The organism is Neobacillus sp. 204 (assembly GCF_046562815.1).
Lineage (GTDB): Bacteria > Bacillota > Bacilli > Bacillales > Cytobacillaceae > Neobacillus.
Window position 1 is genome coordinate 34732 of record NZ_JBJORY010000016.1, and the last position, 24027, is coordinate 58758.

Here is a 24027-nt window from a genome sequence, read left to right on the forward strand (position 1 = left end):
GATTGAAAATTCAAAATAATCAGTCGGATGATAAATATATAGAATAAACCTTATTTAATAAAATTGCTAAAATAGGAGAAAAAAAGATTTTGGTTGGTAAGGGAATATATTAATAAAAAATCAGGGGGAAACAAAATGAGAAAAAAGGTAGTTTCAATGATTTCAATTATTTTGGTGTTATTAGTTGCTTTATCAGGATGTAGTTCGAGTTCATCAAGTTCTAGCCCAACTAAAAACGAGATCATCTATTGGAATCCATTTACAGGTCCTGATGGTGAAAATATGAAACAAATTGTAAATGAATATAACAAGACAAATCCAAAATTTAAGGTAAAAAATGTATCACTTGAAGCAGATGATATGTATAAAAAGATTCCAACTGTAGTGAACTCAGGAAAAGGGATTCCTGATTTAACCATTGTGCATGCTGAGAGGATTAAACAATTCGTTGACAATGATCTTTTAATACCTTTTGATGATAAATTAGCTGATTATCCTGAAATTAAAGCAGAAAACTATGTACCAGCAGGATGGGATATTGGTGACATTCATGGAAGTAGATATAGCGTGCCATTAGATGTACACAGTTTTGTTATGTATTACAATAAGGATTTATTAGAAAAATATGCTCCCAATGCACTAGATGATAAGGTAATAACATTTGATGAAATAAGAGAAGCAGGAGAAAAAAGCAAAAAAGACAAGATCACAGGTATCGGCATAACTTGGACCCGACCAATTTTCTTATCCATTTACAATCAACTTGGAGGAGATATCACTAGTGATGGTGAAAAGCCAACTCTAGATACACCAGAAGCGAAGGAAGCACTGCAATTATTAAAAGGTCTTATCGACAGTAAAATTGCTAACAAGGATGGGGAAGACCCTGGTCAGTTATTTAAATCCGGTAAAGCCATATTTTATCCAGAAGGTATTTGGATGCAAAACAGCTTAAATGAATCGAAAAAAATAAATTGGGGATTAACAAGCTTTCCTCAAATTTCACCTGATAAAATTGTAAACTGGACATCTTCTCATCAATTCGTCATGTTTAACGACGAAAATCGATCAGAAGAGAAGACGAAGGGTATGATGGATTTCCTTGATTTTGTTCGAGAAAACTCTCTTCCATGGGCTAAAGCTGGGCAAAATCCTGCAGCCTTAGCGACATTGGAAAATCCAGAATATAAGGAAATGCCACAGTCTTTCTTAGTTGAAGATCCTGAATTCCAGAAATCTCTTAAAATCTTTGATTATAAGTACAATGGCTTTGTAGTTGAAGAAGTTGATAAATTAGTTGGAGATGCTATTTTTGGAAAATTAGATATTGACAAAGGATTAAAAGCTGCTCAAAAAGCAGTTGAGGATAAGATAGCAACAAATAATAAGAAATAAGTTTCTGGAATTAGTTGGTGAATATAAAGTGAAATTTATTGAGAAATCCTTATAACTGCTTAAGGGTTTCTCTCTCTATTCGATAACAAAAGAATAGGAGCTAAATATATGATAAATATTGAAGAAGCAAAGGAATTACCAATGTCTGCAGATCTTGAAAAGAATCATTATAAAAAACGATTGAATTTATCTCCCTATCTTTACATTGGGCCGCATCTCATTTTATTTTCTATTTTTTTTCTAGTCCCCACTTTTTATGGTATTTATATATCCTTTACCAACTGGGATTTAATCGGGGATCCGGAATTTGTTGGATTTGCTAATTACACAGAAATTTTATTTAACAAAGAATCTACATTCTATGAACAACTACGTGTTGGTTTAGGAAATACATTCAAATTTGTTCTTTTTACAGTTCCAGCCTGTATTATTGTTCCATTACTTTTAGCTGCAGGTCTTAATACGAAACCAAAGGGATTGAAGTTTTTTCAGGCATTATTCTATATGCCTACATTGTTTTCGGTTTCTGCAGTAATGATTGTGTTTTCTATGCTTTTTAGTGTATCTTTTGGTCCGATCAATCACTATTTAAATGTTGATACTAACTGGTTAGCTACTCAACCATATGCATGGGTAGCATTAGTAACTGTAACAGTGTGGTGGACAATGGGTGCGAATATGATTATATATCAGGCGGCTCTTAACGGAATATCAAAAGATTTATATGAAGCTGCCTCTATAGATGGAGCAAATAGCATTCAAAAATTTTTTAGAATTACTCTGCCTAGCATAAGAGCACAAATATTATATACCCTTGTAATTACGACAATTGCTCAATTTAATGTATATGGACAGCCACTCATGCTAACAAAAGGTGGACCTACCAGCTCGACTTCAGTGTTATTAATGTACATACAAGAAAACGCATTTGGTTCTGGAATTTCTATTGCAGGTATTGGCTCAGCAATGGCTGTAGTCCTTGGTTTATGTATTATGGTCGTTTCAGCGATACAATTTTTCTTTTTAAGACAACGTGACTAGGAGGTGCTTTTTCTTGAAGAAAAAAACAGTTTCAAAATTCGTTTCTATTCTCTTTTTATTATTAATGGCGCTAATATGGGTAATCCCTTTATTGTATACATTCTTATCTTCATTTAAAAGTGAAGCTGACATTCAATCAAGTGCCTTCACAATACTACCAATTAATTGGGTAATAGGGAATTATCAAGATGTCCTTTTTGAAAACACCAGTGCTCCTGTAGCCAAATGGTTTATAAACTCGTTAATTATATCGGTATCGCAAACGATGCTAGTATTAGTAATTGTTTCATTAGCAGGTTATGGATATTCGAGAATGAAATTTAAGGGAAGAGATGCGATCTTTGTCTTCTTAATGGCAACGATGATGTTTCCTGCAGTGGTAAATCTTATTCCGCTCTATAAAATTATTGATACTTTAGGCTGGGTAAATAACTATTTAGCAGCGATTGTTCCAGGTTCGGCTGCAGTATTTAATATTTTTCTCGTAAGACAATTTATGCAAGGGATCCCGATTGATTTTGATGAATCTGCAAGAGTCGATGGTGCTTCCGATTTTCAAATTTTCACTAGGTTGATATTACCTTTATTAAGACCAGTGCTGACAGTTGTAGCACTCTTCACCTTTACAGCCTCATGGAATGACTTCTTATGGCCGTCAATTGTATTTAATGATATTGAAAAAATGCCAATTACTCCAGGTCTACAATTACTGCAGGGCATGTATGCGCTCGATGTTGCACACGCTTTAACTGGAGCATTGATTGCTATTGTGCCTACATTTATTCTTTATTTATGTACACAAAAATACTTTATGGATTCACTTTCTTTATCATCAGGGGTTAAAGGGTGATAGAGCAAGTTCATAATTCTGATTTTGAGAAAACTTGTTAAGGAGGTTTTATATTGAATAGAAATCTTGAGAGAAAATTAGTTATAGTAGGTTCGTTATGGCAAATACTATCCGGTCTCCTTACAATTTTTGTTTATGCATCTTTTATTAAAAATGAAGGATTACACGCTTCGTCTAACACTCTAGGGAAACTTGAGGCAGCACAATCCATTTTCGGCAGTTTATATATGTTTTCAGTATCCTTTGGAATGTTATTCGTTATATTAGGAATTATAAACTTGGTTTTAGCGAAAACATTGAAAGATGATCAACCTGAAGTAAGAAAACCAATATGGTTTATCTTATTAGGAATTCTGTCATATTTCGTAATGGATATATTAGGAGCTTTTTTATTCCTATCCGGAGGAATTCTAGCAATTGCTAAAAATAAATCCATTTCAAAGCTAGTAAACTATCAGTTACAAAATTAATAAAAACATAATCAGCCTACAATTCATCAAATTGTTGTTTGATTATTTTCTTTCTGAAATAAAAGGGAGGAGATTTTTTTGAAAAAAATCTTTATGACGATATTTATTGCTAGCTTTATATTGACCGCCCCATTAACGTCCTTTGCCTATAGTAATCCATTTAAATTATCAAATTCTTGGACATGGGATACAGGTGTGTTTTATGGAGAAGGAGATCCCTATATTTTAAAGTTTAACGGTACGTATTATTTATATGTTAGTACCGTGGATGATAAGAGTGGAGTAAAAGCTTGGAAGTCAGAAGATTTAGTGAATTGGGAGTACTGTGGCTTAGTTACGAAGGAACCAACAACAAAAGCTGCATATGCACCAGAAGTTGTTTACTGGAATGGTGAGTTTTATATGTATACATCACCTGGTGGAAATGGACATTATGTGTACAAAAGCTCAAGTCCTTTAGGTCCTTTTGTGAAGCAAACAAATAACCTAGGCATGGGAATTGATGGTCATGTATTTATTGATGATGATGGAAAATGGTATTTCTACAGTACGGGAAATCAAAGAATTGATGCACGTCCTATGTCAGATCCCTATACCTTTGGTCAAGCGACAGACACTGGAGCAAAAATGAACGGCTGGACTGAAGGACCAACCATTATTAAAAGGAATAGCAAATATTATATGACTTACACAGGAAACCATGTTTGGAACAAGGGCTATCGTGTTGACTATGCAAGTAGTGAAAGTCCAATTTCCGATTTCTCTGATAAATTTGGCCAAAATCCAATTTTACTAAAGACAGAAGGGACGAATGTCGGACTAGGGCATAATTCAGTCGTTAGAGGACCAGATCTTGATTCTGAGTATATGGTGTATCACAGTCATGCGAATCCAGGAAGATATTTGAACCTAGATCGAATCGCATGGAATGGAGATAAAATGCTCGTTTTAGGTCCAACAAGTACAGAACAACCTAACCCAGACTTGCCAGATTTTAGTGAGCGCTTCACCCAATCCTCATTTGGTGAAAATTGGGAAGAAATTGGCGGTGGAAGCTGGAATGTTACTTCCAATATGGATGGATGGCTTCAACAATCAACTATGAATAATACTACATTATTCAAACAGTTAACAAAGGCATCTACTTCTTCAGATTACACTGCAGAGTTTAATATGAAATCGATTGAAAATGGTCTGAGCAGTGATCCATACTTTGGTGCTATTTTCTCTTATAAAGATGAAAACAATTATGGATTAGCTGTATTAAAACCTAATAAAAATCAATTAGAAACCTCCTTTGTAGTAAACGGAGTGGAACAAAAGAAGGGAGTAACAGTTCTTCCAAAAGACTATGATTATACTAAGCTTCACCAAATTCGAGTAGAAAAATCTTCTTCAACCTTTAAGATTTTTGTAGATGGAATGCATAAGCAAACACGTAAGATTACTGAGCTTAATGGAGGGAAAATAGGCTACGTAACATCTGATGTTCATGCCGCATTTGGCTATACCGCATTTAGCAATAAAGTGAACGGAAGCAATGTGTTTAATGCTTACAAGCCCTTACCAGGAAAGATTGAGGCAGTGCATTTTAAATCAGGTGGGGAAGGAGTGGCTTATCATGATACAACCAAAGAGAATACTAGTGGTAAATATAGAAAGGAATCAGTTGAAATAAAAACAAATTCCGAAGGTGGATATAACGTCAGTTTGAATAATACTGGGGAATGGATGAATTACAATGTTAATGTTGCAGCAGATGGTACTTACAATGTAGACCTACGAGTTTCAGAGTCAAGCAATCACGCACAAGTGAAATTAGTGTTAGATGACTCGACTGATTTGACGGGTGTATTAAATATACCAAAGACTGATGAATGGAAAACATTTTCGATCGAAGGAGTAGATTTACCGAAAGGTCAACACACTCTAAAAGTTGTGGTTGAAAATGGAACATTTGATTTATCGACGATGAATTTTCAAGAAAATAAACAAGTAAATGAGTTATCCTCAAATTTTAATGATGGAACAAGTGATGGTTGGGACGAAATTGAAGGGTTTTGGACGGTTAAAACCAATAAACCAAGTTCTTTTGATGCATATAAACCAATACCAGGATCAATTGCCGCTGCCTACTATATAACTGGTGGAGAAGGGGTTGCTTACCATGAAACAACAGCTGAAAATATTGGTGGTGTATTAAGAGGAGATTCTGTCGATATTCGTAACAATCCAAAAGGTGGAACTGCAGTCGGGTGGAATCAAACAGGAGAATGGTTTAAGTACAATGTATCCATAAAAGAAACAGGTCTCTATAATGTTCAATTAAATACAGCAACAACATTTAATGCTGCTAAGGTTCGATTATGGCTAGATGATGAAACTGATTTAACTGGTGTCCTAGATGTTCCAAACACAGGGGATTGGAATAATTGGCAGCCTGTTATTAAAAATGGAATCAAATTGCCAGAGGGTGATCACACGATAAAAGTGGAAATCGTAGAAGGAGAATTTGATTTTACTAGTCTTGATTTTTCATCGTTTGATATTCATAAGCCAGTGCCTGGAATCATTGAAGCTGAAGATTACAATTTAGGTGGTGAAGGTGTAGGCTACCATGATAACACCTTAGCAAATATCGGAGAGAAGTATCGTGACGATTCTGTAGATATACGAGTTAATCCAGAAGGTGGGTATGCCGTTACTTCTAATCAAGCAGGTGAATGGTTGGCGTATAATGTAAACATTGAAGAAGAAGGCGCATATGATCTTGATCTCCTTACTTCTGCAATTGAGAATGGAGGAAAGGTAAAGCTCATATTAGATCAAGATATTGATTTAACCGGTGAAATAAGTATACCAAGTACAGGCGATTGGAATAACTGGAAAAACATTTCATTGCAGGACATTTCATTACCAGCTGGAAAACACACATTAAAGTTAGTGACTCTGCAGGGAGAATTTGATATTTCTAGATTTGCACTTCAAAGGTTTGATAACTATAAGAAGTTGCCAGGAAAAATAATGGCTGCCGATTATATTACAGGTGGTGAAGGTGTTGGTTATCATGACAATTCGTCTGAAAATATTGGTGGTAAATATAGGAGAGATTCTGTAGATATTCGAAACAATCCAGAGGGTGGCTATAATGTTGGCTGGAATCAGGCGGGAGAATGGTTAAAATATAATGTCGATATTGAAAAAGAGGACAATTATCAAGTAGATTTTAAAGTTGCAACTGAACTTGAGGGAAGCCAAATTAGACTTTGGCTTGATGAAAAAGTTGATTTAACAGGTATCATTGATGTCCCAAAAACGGGAGGTTGGGATAACTGGGAAAGTGTCATTAAGAAAAATGTCTCTTTACCAGCTGGAAAGCATACGATTAAGGTCGAGATGGTGAAAGGAGAATTTGACTTTAGAGGCATTAATTTTTCATTAGAGAACGGAGAAGAGCCACCAGCCACTGAAGGGGAGTACAGTACAGCACCAGGTACCTTTGCAAAGTCTATAATCGGAGATAGTAGATGGAAGGATTATACAGTAGAGGCAGATATTAATATTGGAACCGGAACAGGTGATGGTGGGATCATATTTAGAGTGAATAATCCGGCCAATGGTATTGAACTGGGTCAAAATAATCCGGATTTTATGCAAGGATATATTGCCTATATCAATCGGGATGGTGTTCATTTAGGGAAATTCAATTATAATTGGACTTACTTAAAAGGTGCAGAAATAAGTGAGCCCATAAATACATGGCAGCATTTGAAAGTTGTAGCGAAAGGAACAAATATTAAAATATTTGTTGGAGATATGGATACACCAATAATAGATTATACAGACAACAGCAGCACACCGTTTACTCAAGGGAAAGTAGGTCTTAGATCAAACCATAATTATACGAAATTTGATAATTTTATTCTAAAACCTTTAGAAATAACCCATTCATCTATGAAAAACAATCTTGATTTGATGGTAGAATCTGGTGATGTTGATACTAGTCTGCATAAGATATTAGCAAATAAGTTAAAGCAGTCAATGGAACATTTTGAAAAAGGAAATTTCACTCAATCTATTAAACATCTAAATGATTTTCGAGAGGTTTCGGAGAAAAATAAGATAATATCAGAAGAGGCGAAACAGTTACTTGAGGAAGATGCTCTTAGGCTGATCAAGAAAATAGAAATAAAAATTCATTCGTAAAATAATTTACCTTATAGTCCTTTTAAATCCTTCTTTAAAATTGTTATTAAGAGTATCGGGGGAATATGAATGACAGAACAGGAAAAAATATTACATTATAAAACTTCTATTATTTTAGGGAAAGATACTAGTGAAATGAAGCTAAACAATATTATTGAAGAACTAGTTCAAGTGATTGAACAACAAGAGAAGATTCTATTGAGGAATGAACTATCACTATATGTTCTTTGAAGGGAATTTTTATCAAAGATAAATATAAGATTCACTATAGATCGTGAAATTCATTTTTGGAAAAGGGAGGTAGATTCAGATGATGAACGGAAAAACTCTGTTTATTGCCGGACATGCAAGGTTACCCCAAGGAATGGCAGCTAAAAGTGTATTTGAAACATTGACTATTACAGCAGAAATTGATAGAAAATATGGGGTCATAGTCGAGGCCTCCTGTACTTTGGCTACTGAACACGGCAGAGAATTTGTCGGACGGGTCTTAAGAGGGATGAGTTTAAACGACGGCATTGATGAAGCTATTGAAACGCTACAAATGTATTATCGAGGGAAGGCTACCAATGCATTGGTGGCGGCATTAAAAGATCTAGATCTTCATTATCAGCAAATAAAATCTACTGAAAAAAGTTGTTGAAAAATTCAAACTATTAATGTATAATCATACTAACAACTGGGTGACAGCAATGTCCTTGCTGCATGACCAGATTGATCGTAAAAAAATGATTAAATTAAAGTATTGACTATGTTCACTTGAACTTTCTTTGCCGAGAGACGAGCTATGAATAGGAGTCAGTAAAGCAATCAATGATATTTCATTGTTTGTTTTGCTGGCTCTTTTTGTTTATAAAATAGTTGGAAAGAGGTGATAGCGTGAAGGGTTCACTTGATGGGATCCGAATTCTGGATGTTTCCCGGGTACTGGCAGGACCATTTTGTTCAATGATCCTCGGTGACCTGGGAGCAGAAGTGATTAAGATTGAACATTATGCATCAGGAGACGAAACTAGAGGCTGGGGACCACCTTTTGTAAATGGAGAAAGTGCTTACTATTTATGTGCCAATCGGAATAAACAAAGTATGACACTTAATCTTAAATCTGAAGAGGGAAAAGAGATTTTTGTGAAACTGGCTTCTACAAGCGATGTCGTTATTCAAAACTTTAAATCTGGAACACTTGAAAAAATGGGTCTAGGCTATTCGCAACTAAAAGACAATAACCCCGGGCTGATTTTGGCTTCCATCACAGGTTTTGGGTCAACGGGCCCATATAAAGATTTACCTGGTTATGATTATATCATTCAAGCAATGAGTGGGCTGATGAGTATTACTGGCGAGCCTGATGGAGGGCCTGTAAAAGTGGGAGTGGCGATCGCAGATGTCTTAACGGGATTATATACCTGTATAGGGATATTAGGGGCCTTGCAATATAGGAACCAGACCGGAGAAGGACAAGAAATTGATATTTCACTAATGGATTGCCAGATTTCTTCATTAATTAATGTAGCGAGCAATTATTTATGTGGCGGAGTGATTCCAAAACGGATGGGGAATCGGCACCCAAATATTTCCCCTTATCAGGTTTTTAAGACCATGGATGGGGAACTTGTCATTGCAGTAGGGAATGATGAGCAGTTTAAGAGATTTACTGCTGTCCTGGGGTGGCCTGAATTAGCGGATATGGAAGAATTTATTCATAACGAACAGCGTTTGCAAAATAACGATAAACTGGTTGCTATTTGTGAAGAACTACTTTCAAAAAAGCCGAAAAAAGAATGGAAAGAACAATTAGATGTTGCTGGGGTTCCTAATGGCCCAATCAACACAATTGCTGAAATGTTTGAGGATCCACAGATAAAAGCGAGAGAAATGGTCGTGGAGATGGAACACCCCTTAATCGAGAATCTTAAATTAACAGGGTCCCCGTTAAAACTATCAAAAACACCGGTAACAATGAGGCATCATCCCCCATTATTAGGCGAACATACAGAATTACTGCTTAAGAGAATCGGATATAACACTGAAGAAATAACAAGAATGAAAGAAAATAATATTATTTAGGAGGAATGAATTATGATGAATTTTGAATTGACAGAAGAGCAGCAAAGTGTAAAGAAAATGGTGAGAAGGTTTGTTGATAAAGAAATCATTCCAAACATTCAGGAGTGGGACCGTAACGGTCATTTTGAACCGGCCATCCTTAAGAAATTGGCTGAATTGCAATTAATGGGTGTCTGCATTCCCGAAGAATATGGCGGAGTTGGAATGGATTATAACACTTTGGCTATTGTATGTGAAGAATTGGAACGTGGAGATACTGCTTATCGTACGGCCGTATCTGTCCACACAGGATTGAATAGTATGACGATTTTACAGTGGGGAACAGAGGAACAAAAGCAAAAATACTTAGTCCCTCAGGCACTAGGTCATAAAATTGCTGCGTTCGGTCTGACAGAACCAAATGCAGGATCTGACGTTGCGGCGATGAATACAACTGCAACACGGGATGGAGATTATTATGTTTTAAACGGTTCTAAAACATGGATTTCTCTTTGTGATGTTGCTGATAATTTCTTGATTTTTGCAAAAACAGATCATGATTTGGGACATAAAGGGATTACGGCGTTTATTGTTGAACGTAGTTTTGATGGAGTACAAACAAAGGCAATAAAGGGGAAATTGGGCATTCGGGCAGGAAATACAGGAGAAGTCTTTTTAATGGATGTAAAAGTTCCTGTTGCCAACAGATTAGGCGAAGAAGGAGAAGGATTTAAAATTGCCATGTCTGCCCTAGATAACGGTCGATTTACAGTTGCTGCTGGAGCTGTTGGTCTAATATCAGCCAGTCTAGAAGCAAGTCTAAAATATTGTCATGAACGAAAAACATTTGGGAAAGAGATTGGTAAGCACCAACTTGTTCAGCAAATGATTGCAAATATGAGCGCAAATCTTGAAATATCTAGACTTCTAGTTTTTAAAGCAGGATGGCTAAAGAATCAGGGGAAACGGAACACAAAGGAAACGTCCCTAGCAAAATGGATTTCTTGTAATGCCGCTTTTGATGCAGCCAATGATGCCGTTCAAATCCATGGAGCTTATGGTTATTCTGATGAGTACCCTGTGGAGCGCTTTTTAAGGAATTCTAAAGCGCCTGTAATATATGAGGGTACTAGGGAAATTCACACGATTATGCAAGGAGAGTACGCCCTAGGTTATCGAGAGGATAAACTTCTACGGAAGCAATTACCTGCCTGGCCATTTGAACAAGCTTCCATAACTAATTAGATGCAAGAATTAAATAAGCTTAAAAAATGGGTCATTGACCGGTTTTTTTTAGGCTGTTGGGATAATATAGATGGTGCCTACAGAGCGACGGAGCAAGGTTGAAGGAATTGAGCTCCGAAATACCTAGTTATGAGGGCCGGTATCATCATCAACAATTAGAATCTTCAAATCCAAAAATAGCTGACTTTTATCCTGACGGTTATCTAAGTAAACATCACATATCAACTAAGTTTTACAATCGATAATGAAGCGGCATTTATTCTATTGTTCCCTAAAATAGGTAGTAATGTATCTGTAGCAGTTCCTATATTTCTAAGCTCAATTGTGGAATTTTTGGGAACATGGATAATTGCTTGTCCTACGAGCATTAGAGTAGCATTATCCACTTGCCGTTTTATGCCAAAGTTGGTTAGATTTCCAGGAACCGAAGAATGGTTCAAGAAAATACTATATACCGAAGTTGAAGCGGGACCATCAATGAGTAAAGTAAATTCTATCTTATAGTCTCCCGATTTTAAAACGGTTAAAGTATTGCTATTCTGGGAAAATCTTATTTTTTTCAATGAACTATGTTGATTAAATCGTATATTTTCATTGGGACCCACTAAGATAGGTTCGGTTCCTACAAGTGTAAAATAACCATAGGCCGCTGATGATTTCTTACAATTTTTATCAGACACTTTTAAATCACCACCTTTTCAATATACTAATATATGATATTAGAGAATGTAAGAAATGTTTGTACCATTAAAACTTAACATCGAATTCCATTTTGTTTGTACTTTGGTAAAAGGTATATCCAATGTTTATTGGAAAGGGCTAGTCCAAATAGCGGCACAAAAAGGTGCATTAATCTAGACACGGATTAATGCACCTTTTTACATAAGCAATTGCTTAAAGATAATGTGAAAATTAACTTTATTTATTTTTACTATAAATGAGTGCTATGAAATTCACAACATTTACCATATTATTAAAGAAGACATGGGTATATTTCACATACCAAACAAAAAATAAAAGGTGCAAAAATAAACTATTATAAATGTTATAAATATAAATACGATATGGGAGAGAGTATGGTGAATACATTTAAAGAGAGAAGAAAAGCCCGAAGAGACAAGAGAAAAGAAGAAGGTAAAGAATCAATATGGTGGGAATTCCTTGATCTCTTTTTGGATATAGCAGAATTAATCGGACCAAGTCTTATTCGGTCTATTCGGTCAGCCATTAAATTCCTAGAACATCATTAATATGATTATCTAATAGAAGAAACTCGTCAAAAAAAGCCTTTGCTCAACGAAAGCAAAGGCTTTTATCATTAAGGAGTTTATTTTATTTTTCAACAAACAGGCCATTTAATGGAGCAAGAATATCGAACGAAATTAGATATTTATGTTAACTCTTCATAAGAGTTTGTGAAGGATTGTACTTAAACTAAAGGGGCAGTTGTGCGGCCGAGCCTAGGTAGTATCATATAACGGGTGGGATTCCCGTCGAGTAAGAACTAGCCATTAGCTCGTAGCAAGTCTTGGAGGACTAAAGGTAACTTTAGTCTTTAAGCGTAGACAGTTAGGTGGCGGGCCGAAAGCCAAATGGTTGAAGGGATTAAGCTCCATAAAGTTAGTAAACCGAGAGGGCTGATGCCTTAACTGCGGCAGAAAGCTACATTATCGCAGCTAAAGATGAAAGTCTTCCTAATGTTACAATCGTAATATCATAATTTAAGTTCCGGATATAAGGCTTTAGGTACTCAATTTCATAGATAGGCATATCAATTTCTTCTGGAATCTGTGGAATGATAGACCCTAAACCTTCCGGGCCATGAACTTCAGGGTAATAGATTGGTTCTATTCCAGTTAATGCAGTTTCTGCTCCAGCGAATATTGGAATATTAAGATTCCCCAAATACTTGATATAATTTAAGTTCCTCAAAACTTTACTTCTTTCTACATTCCCATAATCCGCTACGATTCCAACAATCTCAACTTCTTTACTGAACAGTAAAAATAACAATGCTATTGTATCATCAATTCCAAAGTCCCCAAACAAGAGTACTTTTTTTATCCAAATCAAACACCCCGATGCTAGGAGATCAAGTATATTTAAATACTTCAACGATATGAGTACACCTTGAAAATTATGCATTGAGGAATTTTATTTTGATATTTCTTAAAGTTTATAGCGTATTGTAGTAATTAAATGTTAGTAAGTCTTCTTCTTATGGAAAACAAGAAAAAAAGGGCCGGTATGTATAGGAAAACAAAGTAAAAACTTATTTCGTTTGTTAGATTCCCTAAGGTATCTACCATTGCACGATTCTCAATACAGATCGAGACAATGTATATGAATATCATAAGACAGGGTAAAGATAGTTTAGGTCTCATTTTATACATTTTCTTTAATAATCGTGTACATGACCAAATCGGAATGCAAACAGTAGGGAGGATCACTAAAAACCAAGTGAAAATGAAGATATACTCAAACCTTTCTATAAAGGGTAATTCAATGATTTTTGTCATCGAAATTGTTGGCCAAAGTGTCTCCTGTAACTGTCCCTGGCTATAGTACACTAATGTAACGAGTGTGATTACTACATATAAAAACGTTGTATATAAAAGAGCGATATGAGCCCACTTTTTTGATTTTTCTGGATTCTTAATATAAGGAAGATAGACCACCAAAGTTTCAAAACCAACAAATACTAGGCTTGTTGATTTTGAAGACTTTAATATATCTATAAAAGAATGATTAAGTATTGGTAGTAGGTTATCTAGGTGTGCATACCTGAGTGGAAAATAAAGAGTGAAAAATAAAATACTTGGCAGTACTACACCAAAAAACGCTAACCCGGTTAATATACGAAATCCTCCAGACACAAAGTAATAAATAATAAACCCAATAAATAAGCCCAGCTCCCAAGTACTTATCCATGGAAATATCCAAAGTTGGATAATTTCTATATAGGTTCTAAATACCACAACAGACAATAGAAGAAAATACAATACGAGACCAGTTGAAATTACTTTACCAAGAATTCTACCCAAACAAAGGTCATGAATAGCTAAAATATCATAGGAGGGTAACAACATCTTATAAATCATCCATACAATAAGATGTGTGCTTAAACCCATAATAATAACAGATATCCATGCGTCTTGTTCCGTATATTGGGCGACAACCCTTTGAAAGTTCAACATACCAATACCAGTTTGAGAAGCATGGATAAGGAAAAAAACATAAAAGGTTGATACTAAATATTTTTCATCTATCTTCGTGACATTCACTTTCCTACCCCCGATTGTAGTAAATTAACATGTGCGTTAACTTTGAATTTAATGTCGGGATAAATCCTATAAAATTCTTTCTCGTTCCAATTTCGATCTCTTCCTCTAAATAAGTCTCCAAAACCAAAGGGGTCTGTATTTTTGGACTGTAAGCTGATAATTAAATCTTTCGTTTTTTTGGAAACCCTTTTTTCTATTTGGTTCTGAATAGATTTCATTCTTTTGGGGTTACTCAGGTTAATATCTTCAGGTGCATCTTTAATTATGCAACTCAGTCTTAATGTAACATTAACTTTTGGTTGTTTGGATGTTTGATTACTTATTGTGAATTTTGATTTACCATTCACCGTTCGAATATCTAACATCCTTTTTTCACCGCTAGCTGAATAGGGGAACTCAAAATTCCCATTTTTCTTTTTACTTTTTAATAATTTGAAGAATATCGAGTCCTTTTGGCTAACTTTCATTTTCATTTTATCCTGTTTAAAAATAGCTAATCCATCCAATTCAACTATCTTATGCTTGTTTATCTTAATAAAAGGTATATAGATATCTTGTCCGGTTCCGTAATACTGATAAAAAACTGAATGGAGGTTTGTTGGAGGTGTATTGTTGTTTTCCTCATTCTGCTTTATTAGATTAGATAGATAAAATGGGGATTTATCAACTGATACAGACAAAATCTGATCAGCCTTATCTTTTGATATGACCAAATAAGTATTACTTCCAATGATAGGGTCTCTCTTAAGGGTAGTAATTAAATCTCCGATTCCTTTTTGAGCTAATCGTTCATTTATTACAATTATCCTTGTTTGACCAACCTCTATAGGAGAAGCGGCTTGGTTGTTAAAAGAAGTTAATATACCGGTATTAGTACTAGCAATACCATGAACAACATCTGGTCCCTTATGGCCTGGTACATCAAAACTTGGATAAGTTGCGCTTCCAAGAATTTTTCCGTCTTCTAAATCAAATCCCATATTATCGATAACTATAATTTCATCTATAACCTTGTCGCGTGTACATCCTGTTGATGGGAATAACAAAAGTATAATCAGAAAGCACACACAAAAATTAGTTTTATTCATCGTCAAATTCATCCTTACCCTCGTTAACCTGATACCTACGTTCCTTTTTGGGGCGTAAGAAACTAGGTCTTGTAGTTGTATATCGAAATGGAGATCTAATAAAGCCATCCCTGAGGTCAGTATTTCTAAAAGGGTATATTGGAGCTAAGTATGGTGTGCCAAATGATTTTAATCGCATTAAATGACCCAGCATCAATGTAAAACCAGCAATTATTCCGAATCCGCCCCACCCGGCTGCTAATAATACCAATGGAAATCTTAGTAGCCTAATCGTATTTGCCATTTTAAAAATGGGCGTGGTAAAAGAGGCTAAAGCTGAAAGTGCAACAATAATCAGAAGGATATTGCTTGACAATGCTGCTTCTACTGAAGCTTGTCCTATAACGATCCCACCAACAATCCCTAACGTTTGACCTACCTTAGTAGGTAATCTGGCCCCAGCCTCACGTAGTAATTCAATTGTTATTTCTAGAAATATCACCTCTAAAAAGGGAGGAAATGGTACATTTGCTCGAGACTCAATGATTGGACCGAGAAGATCCTTTGGAATAATAACGTAATGATGTGTGAGAACGGCGACATATAAAGGTGTAGCAATGATCGAAAAAAATACTCCAAAAAAACGGATGATTCGAAAAAAAGACCCCACAATCCAAGGTAAGTAGTAATCCTCTGGAGAGATAAAGAAATCAAAAATAGTGGAGGGACCTGTAATGACATAGGGAGAGCCATCACAGATAATAATCACTTGGCCTAAAAGTAAGGTATACGTCACCCTATCTACTCTTTCTGTGGATAAGAATAAAGGAAAAGGGGTATTCGTATGATCTGAGATCGTTTGGTCTATCAGAGCACTTTCGACAAAATCAAGATCCAGGTCACGTAGTCTTTGCCTAACAGTATTTACATGTTCTGAGTTTGTTATATCTTCTATATATCCAATAACAACCCGAGTGGTAGTCATGGAACCCATTGTCAACTCTTCAAATATTAATTTTGAGCCTGAAAATTGTTGTCTTAATAATTTCATATTCGTTTCGATATCTTCAATGAAGCCAAGTTTTGGTCCCACAACACTAAATTCATTCTCTGTATCGTTGTTTTCTCTAAGCCCACGTCTGCTGTTCTTTACATTAACAAGAGCAAAATTTGTTTTATTACTTTTTAACCGAATTAAAATGTGACCTTTGCGAATCTTTTCTCCCGCTTGTTCAGGGTTTTCTGAACATAGGTGAACTTCACTAATTGGTATATATTTAATTACATCATTTAGGTTCTCAAAAGGTGAATGCTCTTGTAGTGGGAGTAATAGAAAATGATTAAGTGTTTCTTCATCGATTAATGTGCTGAAAAAGAATAATTCAATATTAGGTTTATCTAAATGAAGTGTTTTGAAATCACTAGATTTTGATGCTTGTATCAAAAATTCATCTATATTTTTTATTAGTTTATTCTTATGATTTTGTTTTCTAAACAAAGAAAAACCACTCCAAGAAAAGCAATAATAATTTAGTTTTTGAGGGAAATAGAATATCATCATTATTTAATTTTAATCGAACAGTCGTTTATTATTTTCTTAGTGCCTATATTTCATTCTAAAAAGCACTATATTAAAGTAATTTACCTTTATGTTATCTTTTGTAAGTTTCTAAATTATATACTCGCTTCGACATTAATCGGTAAGTCTAAACCTAACCGTAATGTAAACCTTGATGAAATAGATTTCGTAGAATAAATCCAGACCGAAACTTAAAAAATGTTGAAAACAAATTTATGAAGCTATCTAAGAAAGAACGTGTAGAACGACTTATTCAAGCAGAGCAATATATTGCTGACAACAATAAAATATGGGTAGCTAATCATTTTGAAATGTTTAAATAGGTGATATCCTATCATGTATCACCTCTATACTTTATTCAACAATCGGGCCATTTAGTTAAAGAAGGAAAAGAACTGTAGAATGGTTTCTACAGTTCTGAATAAATGTCCAAGGACAATAAAGTTTATACAAAAACAGACAAGAATCAAAGGGCATCTGTTTTTTAAAAAAGAACTCTCTTTCCAACCTGTCTGAAATCATTAATTAATCCACTGCACAATATCCTTCATGTCTTTTCTTCCTCTAGGGAATTCAGGCTCATTTGCTCGGTATCCAAATGCGACCATAGCCGAAACAGCTAAGTGACCATCCTCTAGTAAATTTTCTTCCGCAAGGAGTTTTTCTACCTTATCGATATAAAATCCTTCTATTGGACAAGAGTCAATTCCTAGTAACGCTCCTACAGTCATCATATTGGCAAAGGGAAGAAAGGTTTGTCTTTTAGCCCAATCCAACGCTTTTTGCTCATTTTCAAACACATTTTGTTGGTTTACTTGGAAATTTCTTATACCCTTTATCATTTGATCAGATATTTCATCTGGAACACCCATAACATTAAGCACTTGATTTTTTACATATTCTGAGTCGTACCTTGTATCCTCGCTTGTTCTTGAAAGAATGATAACGAAATGGCTCGCAGTTGGCAGATGACCTTGTGCGCCTGGAGAAATTTCTTTTAGCTTTTCTCTGAATTCCTGATTTTGGACAACGAGGAATTTCCAAGGTTCAATCCCACATGAGCTTGGTGAAAGTCGGGCCGCTTCTAAGATTACATTAAAGTCTTCCTCTGATATTTTTTTTGTTGGATCAAAGGTTTTTATAGCACGTCTAAAATTAAACGCATCAAGAATTTCTTGTCTTTTTATCACTTTTTGTGTCATATTCAAACACTTCCTTCTTAGTTGTTTTAGATAAGCTAGCCTTTATTAGCAGTCCCATCGATAAGAAAAAAATCGTAGGATTATTTTTCCCTTATTTTTGAAGAGATTGACCTACTCATCCAGTTGTCAAATATTAAAAATGTAGAATCCAACATCTTTTGTTTAAACAATGGATGTTGTATACTCGATTCTAAAATAGAATTCATTTATTCTCAATCATCAGTTTTGGTGTTTTATCGCCTAAACAACAAACAAATTAAATTGTTGTCTATTCATAGAAAAGAGAGGGATAAATATGGAAGAGATGAAAGTAGATCCACGTATTATACGGACAAGAAAATTGTTAATGGATGCCTTTATAAAAATAGCTCAAAAAAAGGAGTTCAAAGACATTACAATAAAGGACATTACGGAGGAAGCAACCGTAAATCGTGCCACTTTTTATTCTCATTTTCAAGATAAATACGACGTAATGGATGCCTCCATTACAGAGGATATATTAGAAAGCATTGTGAAACACTTGAATCATTACGATAGGTTAAATGAAGAGACTATTGTAAAAATCTTTTTTACATTAACTAAGTTTCATACAAAAAAACGTACAGAATATAGCTCACAATGTAGAAGAAGTATGGAATCCTTTTATTCAATAATTGAACAAAAAATAAAAAAAGAACTGGGAGAATTATTTTATTCCCTATTTTTGAAACAACAACTTAACTTGGATTTGGAAGCCTTAAAAATTGGTACTACTGTGTTGAGTTGGGGAATTTACGGAGCATCTGTGGATTGGGAAAATAATAGTTCTCTTTCAGCAGAACAATATATAAAAAAAGCCTTACCTTTTATAGTGACGGAAATAAATAATTTTAAAGGATGATTATTGACCATTTTTTTTCACAATATCCATTTATCTTACTAAGCTGAAAGAAATTGTTGAGTTTTGGGACCACAATGGATTTGGTTTTTCAAACGTGAATGCCAAACAACAGTTATTATCTTGGTTAAATGATTCTATCTTTTTACAGCCGAAAGATGTGATTTTAAAAGCGATGACTATTGCTTGTGCCAATAACAAGCGAAGACTAAGCTATGTGGTTGGGATCTTGAAAAACTGGAAAAATGAATCTTTACTGCCCATAGAAGAAATTGATTCGTATCATGAGAACCAAAAGCCTGTACCCAAGCATAGCCAATCAACCGAATCGTTTCCTACCGGAAGAGTAATTCCAAGTGGATTTGAACTTGACCTTACGGCAGGTGAAGCGTGTTGAGTATTGCGAAAAAAAGCGTTTATAGGGAGTTCGATGAAGGCGGAGCTTATTTGTTTAGCGCAGCTAAATCGCTCGGTGAATCAAGAGCCAATAATCGGCCGATGATGTCTGATATTCGGGAATCAGGCAGTGTTGAGCAGGACGCCGATGTCATTTTATTCTTGTTTCGTGAGTCGTATTTGTATTTATTAACAAAAAATGCGGTTTATGGCAGTATGTTTTTTGAATGTAAAAAAGCCGAAAATATGTAAGCGGCGAATAAAAACTTGCATATTTTCGGCTGATTAATTTTATTCCTTAGTAGGTTAAAGCCCTCGATTATTTAGGAACGTTGTTTTTCATAAATATCCATTTAAGTCAAGCTTGGATGAAACTTTCCTGCAAGACGTTTTGCAAAAATGGGGTCGGTTCACCTATACTGTATAGCTGCAAATAATGCATAGCTCTGGTGCAGGCTGTGTAGAAAACTCTGCGAAGACTCTCATCGCCGTATACTTGCTCCGATGCATCATAAATGATGACAGCGTCGAATTCGATGCCTTTGGACAAATACGACGGTATGACAACAACTCCTTGTTCATATTCAATCGAGCCGTTCTTCAAGAGCTTAATATCATCGATGTTGGACAAGGCTTCGTATGCACTCTTACTTTCCTCAGCTGATTTGCATATTATGGCAATACTATTATAACGAAGACTTCGCAAAGCCGCGACTTTGGATGTGATGCAGCGGTGCAGTTCTGTGTGATCGAGCAATTGTGTCAGCACGGGTCGCTCGCCGTCGCGTTCGAAAGGGATTATCTGTTCGCTGTTAGGTACTAGTCTGCGTGTAAATTCGATAATCGGTTTTGTGGATCGGTAGCTGCGTGTCATGTTGATCACTTCGGTTTCAACCTGCCCGTATAAGCCAGTAAGTGCGTGAAAATCAACCATTTCGCCGGCATGAGCGAATATCGCCTGATTAAAGTCACCTAGCACAGTCATCCTTGCCGAAGGAAACAAACGCTTTAGAAACTCGAATTGAAATGGTGAATAATCCTGCGCCTCGTCAACAACTACGTGCTTTATCGAGCTGTTCGTCTGAAAGCCTAGAATCATCTCTTTCATAAGTAAGAACGGAGTAGCATCTTCGTAAGAAAGTTTGCCTTCATCTAGCATTTCCACCGTCGCTTGACAAATCTCCGCCCATTCTGAGGGTATTTCTCCCTCTAACCATTGTTTGATCTGGAGGGGATCAGCAAAAAGCTGCTTGTAAATTCCCTTAATGTCGACGAAACGAAACGCTCGGACTCGTTTTCGTAAAAGCTTCAAATTCTGTTGAACAATCAATCGGGCCAGTGCTTTAGGCTCGATCTCATAATCGGCAATTGATTCTCCTTTAAAGCCTCTTTTTTCCGCTAAATAGGTATGTGCCTTATGGTAGTCCTCGTTGCTAAGCAGCTCGATTTCCTCCTGTACCCATGGCTTAGTCCATTCGGCCTTTTCGGCTTCTTTTATTTGCTTCATTAGCCAATCCTTTAACTTTTCAAGTCTGTTATGGAATCGGAGTGAGGTGTCGCTGCTATAAAACCTGTCTGCAATTTGTTGAGCGGTAACGATCGGCTTTCCTCTAAAGATAATGCCCTTGAATACTATTCCAGATAACTCCAGCGACTTCCTATACGAATTGATCGCCTCAAAAAAAAGAGTAGATGCTTTGAATCGGATGCCCGTAACCCTTGACCTGTACGAAGGGGTATTCGCTGTGGTTAAAACATATTCCAATTGATCGTAGGGATTTTCAACTTGAAACTCTTTACTCAGCCGATGGTCCAAGTATTCCTGAAATGTGACCTGTTGCATATTTTCTTCGCCGAGTTCCGGCAGCACATTGGACACGTAACTGTTAAACATTGAATTAGGCGAAAATAGAATAATTTGATCAGCATTCAGACTATCACGATATTTGTAGAGCAAATAAGCAATCCGCTGCAGAGCGGCCGATGTTTTGCCGCTGCCAGCTGCACCGTGAACTATGAGCAGCCTTCCGCGGTCATGACGGATGATCCGATTTTGCTCCTGTTGAATGGTAGCTACTATATTGTGCATATGTTTGTCAGTACCTTTGCCAAGAACCTGCTGTAAAATCTCGTCTCCAATGGTAAGACTCGTATCGAACATGGATTGAAGAACGCCGCCGCGGATAAGATACTGCCACTTATTCTCCAATATGCCTTGGATTGTGCCTCCAGGTGTTGAATATTTAGCGGGACCGGGCTGGTAATCGTAGTAGACACTCGAAACCGGCGCCCTCCAGTCGTAGACAAGGAAATTATCTCCACTTTCATCTGTAAGCGTGGAGATTCCAATATAGACATGTTCCTGAGTTGAGATTCCTTCTTCAATGAAATCAATTCGGCCGAAGTAAGGAACCTCCTGCATACGGTGCAGCGTTGACAATCTCTTGGATGCATGTCTATGGGTGCTTTGGCTTATGGACAGAGCTTGAGCCTCTTGTCTCAAGCCGATGATGGTCTCAAGAAAATCGTCGAAGGTATCAATATTCACCTTGATTTCATCCCAAAAGTGTTTGCGGATATGAACTACTTCGTTCTGGCGCTGGGTAGTTTCTTCCTCCAATCTGCTGATTTGCTCCTTAATAATTTCCATTACACTTTTGACTCGTTTTTGCTCCTGCTGAAACTCTGAATTCATAGCAAGCACTCCTTAAAAAAATAAATTTAGGGGTTGACTAAAGAAAGGATTATGTTGTATAATTATAGTAGGGGTAATATATGAAAATATAAATATATAATGTGTATCTATATAAATTTACCACAAGATTTCTTTTTTTTCAATGTATTGGACTTGATTTATGAGTGATTATTTCTATTTTCTTATAAAGAATCTGCACGATTAAGTTTTAAGCTTTGCTGTTTCTTCATCAATTAAACTATCCTTACATTCAGTATAAAAAAGAGTAGTATTTAACGTTTTCAACGTAAATACTACTCTTTTTCTTTTTCCATATGGGGCAAATTAGTCTTTGCAGCTAATAAAAAAATCGAAAGGTTACTAATGTTCAAAAAATTGTAATATTTAAGATGATTCTGATGTTCATACCTTAGGTATAATAGAAACAAAGAAAGGCGGAGGAATAAATGAGAAAACGTAAACTTAGCTTTAAGGAATTGGTGATGGATAATAAACAGGAAATCAAAAGTGACCTTAAAGCAATGGAAAGAATTGAGACGAAAATTGATGATAAACATTCGGAAAAGTTGAAATATGCATGAGTACTATTTAGTAGAGCAACCCGCGAAGGTTGCTCTTTTTTCATACTAGGGCAAGAATTTCTTTATCACTTATAGGCTCCTTTTTATTAAATGGGGAATCGTATTAAACACATGCTTAAGTTGGAAGGAGACATTCGATGCCAGAACTTCCTGAGATGGAAAACTATAAAATCCTTTTAAACCAAAAAATTGCCGGTCAGATTATAACTGATGTACAAATAAATCGGGAAAAATCAATTAATTTAAACCCAGACCTGTTTATGAAAACAGTTCAGCATCAAAAAATAATTACTATCAAAAGACGGGGAAAACTTTTACTTTTTCACCTGCAAAATGGCCAAATTCTTTTACTTCATTTAATGCTTGGTGGCTGGATGTACTATGGAACAGAAGAAGACAAGCCGAAACGAACCATCCAGGTACGATTATCCTTTGGTGAACATCACCTGTACTTTATCGGCCTGCGGCTCGGATATTTGCACCTCTATAATTCAACACATACAGAGGAGCATTTATCACACTTAGGGCCAGAGCCCTTAAGCAACGATTTTTCCATCAATGAATTTAAGGAAAGAATCAATCATAAGCATGGCAGATTAAAAACAACTTTATTGGATCAAGAGTTTATTGCAGGAATCGGAAATTACTATTCTGCAGAAATCTGCTACGGTGCCGGAATTATGCCAACTAAGGACATTGATGATTTAGAAGAACCAAAGCGAGAGAAGTTATATCAATCAATACAATCAATTCTACAAAAAGGTATCCAAAATGGCGGTTACATGGATAATCCACTCTTTAAAGATGATACATTAACAGGTGGTTTTAATGAGTTATGTCAGGTGTACGACCGTGAAGGTGAAAAATGCAAAAGATGTGGAACAATCATTCAGATGGAAACGATATCATCAAGGAAAACCTTTTACTGTCCTAACTGTCAAAAATAGATTACAGAATCTCGTCGCGTGCGACGGGATTTTTTTTGTAAATAGGCTGTCCGCAACGCCCGTGGAAAGCGAAGTGCCCTTCGCTGCAATCAACAGACAATTTTAACGCAGTCTTTCAATAAATAAATTTGATATTTTGTCAAAAA

22 protein-coding genes are annotated in these 24027 nt (G+C 35.8%); 15 read left to right on the top strand and 7 right to left on the bottom strand.

Annotation, left to right across the window (positions count from 1 at the left end; all coding sequences use genetic code 11):
* Positions 1-135: 135 nt before the first annotated feature.
* The 9 genes from ACJ004_RS25205 (at position 136) to ACJ004_RS25245 (ending at position 11253) form a co-directional block, all read left to right on the top strand.
* A complete protein-coding gene (locus ACJ004_RS25205) occupies positions 136-1395 on the top strand; it encodes an ABC transporter substrate-binding protein (protein ID WP_410895874.1) in 1260 nt (419 codons plus the stop codon).
* A 108-nt stretch (positions 1396-1503) separates the two neighbouring features.
* Positions 1504-2436, top strand: a complete 933-nt coding sequence (locus ACJ004_RS25210; protein WP_410895875.1) for a carbohydrate ABC transporter permease — start codon at positions 1504-1506, stop codon at positions 2434-2436.
* A gap of 13 nt (positions 2437-2449) precedes the next feature.
* Positions 2450-3286 (top strand): carbohydrate ABC transporter permease, encoded by an 837-nt coding sequence (locus ACJ004_RS25215; protein ID WP_410895876.1) that lies wholly within the window; start codon positions 2450-2452, stop codon positions 3284-3286.
* A gap of 53 nt (positions 3287-3339) precedes the next feature.
* Complete coding sequence (locus tag ACJ004_RS25220; protein ID WP_410895877.1) at positions 3340-3756, top strand: hypothetical protein; 417 nt, start codon at positions 3340-3342, stop codon at positions 3754-3756.
* Positions 3757-3834: 78 nt separating this feature from the next.
* Complete coding sequence (locus ACJ004_RS25225) at positions 3835-7962, top strand: carbohydrate-binding protein (protein WP_410895878.1); 4128 nt, start codon at positions 3835-3837, stop codon at positions 7960-7962.
* A gap of 69 nt (positions 7963-8031) precedes the next feature.
* Complete coding sequence (locus ACJ004_RS25230; RefSeq protein WP_410895879.1) at positions 8032-8193, top strand: hypothetical protein; 162 nt, start codon at positions 8032-8034, stop codon at positions 8191-8193.
* Between the two features lie 82 nt (positions 8194-8275).
* A complete protein-coding gene (locus ACJ004_RS25235; RefSeq protein ID WP_410895880.1) occupies positions 8276-8605 on the top strand; it encodes a DUF3870 domain-containing protein in 330 nt (109 codons plus the stop codon).
* Between the two features lie 236 nt (positions 8606-8841).
* Positions 8842-10029, top strand: a complete 1188-nt coding sequence (locus tag ACJ004_RS25240; RefSeq protein WP_410895881.1) for a CaiB/BaiF CoA transferase family protein — start codon at positions 8842-8844, stop codon at positions 10027-10029.
* A gap of 15 nt (positions 10030-10044) precedes the next feature.
* Complete coding sequence (locus ACJ004_RS25245; RefSeq protein WP_410895931.1) at positions 10045-11253, top strand: acyl-CoA dehydrogenase family protein; 1209 nt, start codon at positions 10045-10047, stop codon at positions 11251-11253.
* A gap of 221 nt (positions 11254-11474) precedes the next feature.
* Here the strand turns inward: ACJ004_RS25245 and ACJ004_RS25250 are convergent, their stop codons facing one another.
* Positions 11475-11933 (bottom strand): BclA C-terminal domain-containing protein, encoded by a 459-nt coding sequence (locus ACJ004_RS25250; protein ID WP_410895882.1) that lies wholly within the window; start codon positions 11931-11933, stop codon positions 11475-11477.
* A gap of 399 nt (positions 11934-12332) precedes the next feature.
* Here ACJ004_RS25250 and ACJ004_RS25255 point away from each other — a divergent pair, with 399 nt between their 5' ends.
* Positions 12333-12503: a hypothetical protein gene (locus ACJ004_RS25255; RefSeq protein WP_410895883.1), complete on the top strand. Its 171-nt coding sequence runs from the start codon at positions 12333-12335 to the stop codon at positions 12501-12503.
* Between the two features lie 412 nt (positions 12504-12915).
* On the opposite strand, the gene ACJ004_RS25260 is transcribed toward ACJ004_RS25255, so the two are convergent.
* The 5 genes from ACJ004_RS25260 to ACJ004_RS25280 all read right to left on the bottom strand — a co-directional run bounded on the left by ACJ004_RS25260 (position 12916) and on the right by ACJ004_RS25280 (position 18385).
* Entirely contained in the window at positions 12916-13368 is a 453-nt protein-coding gene (locus ACJ004_RS25260) for a nucleoside hydrolase (RefSeq protein WP_410895884.1), read from the bottom strand.
* An 80-nt stretch (positions 13369-13448) separates the two neighbouring features.
* Positions 13449-14537, bottom strand: coding sequence for a GerAB/ArcD/ProY family transporter (locus tag ACJ004_RS25265; protein ID WP_410895885.1), 1089 nt, complete (start codon positions 14535-14537; stop codon positions 13449-13451).
* Positions 14534-15625 carry a Ger(x)C family spore germination protein gene (locus ACJ004_RS25270; protein ID WP_410895886.1) on the bottom strand — a complete coding sequence of 364 codons (1092 nt, stop codon included), beginning with the start codon at positions 15623-15625 and terminating at the stop codon, positions 14534-14536. Before ACJ004_RS25270 ends, ACJ004_RS25265 begins: the two co-directional genes overlap by 4 nt.
* Entirely contained in the window at positions 15618-17162 is a 1545-nt protein-coding gene (locus ACJ004_RS25275; RefSeq protein ID WP_410895932.1) for a spore germination protein, read from the bottom strand. The genes ACJ004_RS25270 and ACJ004_RS25275 overlap by 8 nt, the downstream gene beginning before the upstream one ends.
* A 542-nt stretch (positions 17163-17704) precedes the next feature.
* Complete coding sequence (locus ACJ004_RS25280; RefSeq protein WP_410895887.1) at positions 17705-18385, bottom strand: NAD(P)H-dependent oxidoreductase; 681 nt, start codon at positions 18383-18385, stop codon at positions 17705-17707.
* A 295-nt stretch (positions 18386-18680) separates the two neighbouring features.
* Between ACJ004_RS25280 and ACJ004_RS25285 the strand changes: the two genes are divergently transcribed.
* From ACJ004_RS25285 to ACJ004_RS25295, 3 genes are read left to right on the top strand one after another with little or no spacing between them, the layout of a single operon-like run.
* The gene (locus tag ACJ004_RS25285; RefSeq protein ID WP_410895888.1) at positions 18681-19265 is read left to right on the top strand and encodes a TetR/AcrR family transcriptional regulator; all 585 of its coding nucleotides are present in this window, start codon (positions 18681-18683) and stop codon (positions 19263-19265) included.
* 52 nt (positions 19266-19317) lie between these two features.
* Positions 19318-19659 (top strand): DnaD domain protein, encoded by a 342-nt coding sequence (locus ACJ004_RS25290; RefSeq protein ID WP_410895933.1) that lies wholly within the window; start codon positions 19318-19320, stop codon positions 19657-19659.
* A complete protein-coding gene (locus ACJ004_RS25295; RefSeq protein ID WP_410895889.1) occupies positions 19656-19910 on the top strand; it encodes a DnaB-like helicase C-terminal domain-containing protein in 255 nt (84 codons plus the stop codon). Before ACJ004_RS25290 ends, ACJ004_RS25295 begins: the two co-directional genes overlap by 4 nt.
* Positions 19911-20016: 106 nt before the next feature.
* On the opposite strand, the gene helD is transcribed toward ACJ004_RS25295, so the two are convergent.
* Complete coding sequence (gene helD, locus ACJ004_RS25300; RefSeq protein WP_410895890.1) at positions 20017-22353, bottom strand: RNA polymerase recycling motor HelD; 2337 nt, start codon at positions 22351-22353, stop codon at positions 20017-20019.
* Positions 22354-22799: 446 nt separating this feature from the next.
* Here helD and ACJ004_RS25305 point away from each other — a divergent pair, with 446 nt between their 5' ends.
* Both ACJ004_RS25305 and mutM read left to right on the top strand, forming a co-directional pair.
* Positions 22800-22934, top strand: a complete 135-nt coding sequence (locus ACJ004_RS25305; protein WP_410895891.1) for an FbpB family small basic protein — start codon at positions 22800-22802, stop codon at positions 22932-22934.
* A 137-nt stretch (positions 22935-23071) separates the two neighbouring features.
* Positions 23072-23881 carry a bifunctional DNA-formamidopyrimidine glycosylase/DNA-(apurinic or apyrimidinic site) lyase gene (mutM, locus tag ACJ004_RS25310; protein WP_410895892.1) on the top strand — a complete coding sequence of 270 codons (810 nt, stop codon included), beginning with the start codon at positions 23072-23074 and terminating at the stop codon, positions 23879-23881.
* The last annotated feature ends 146 nt before the right edge of the window (positions 23882-24027 follow it).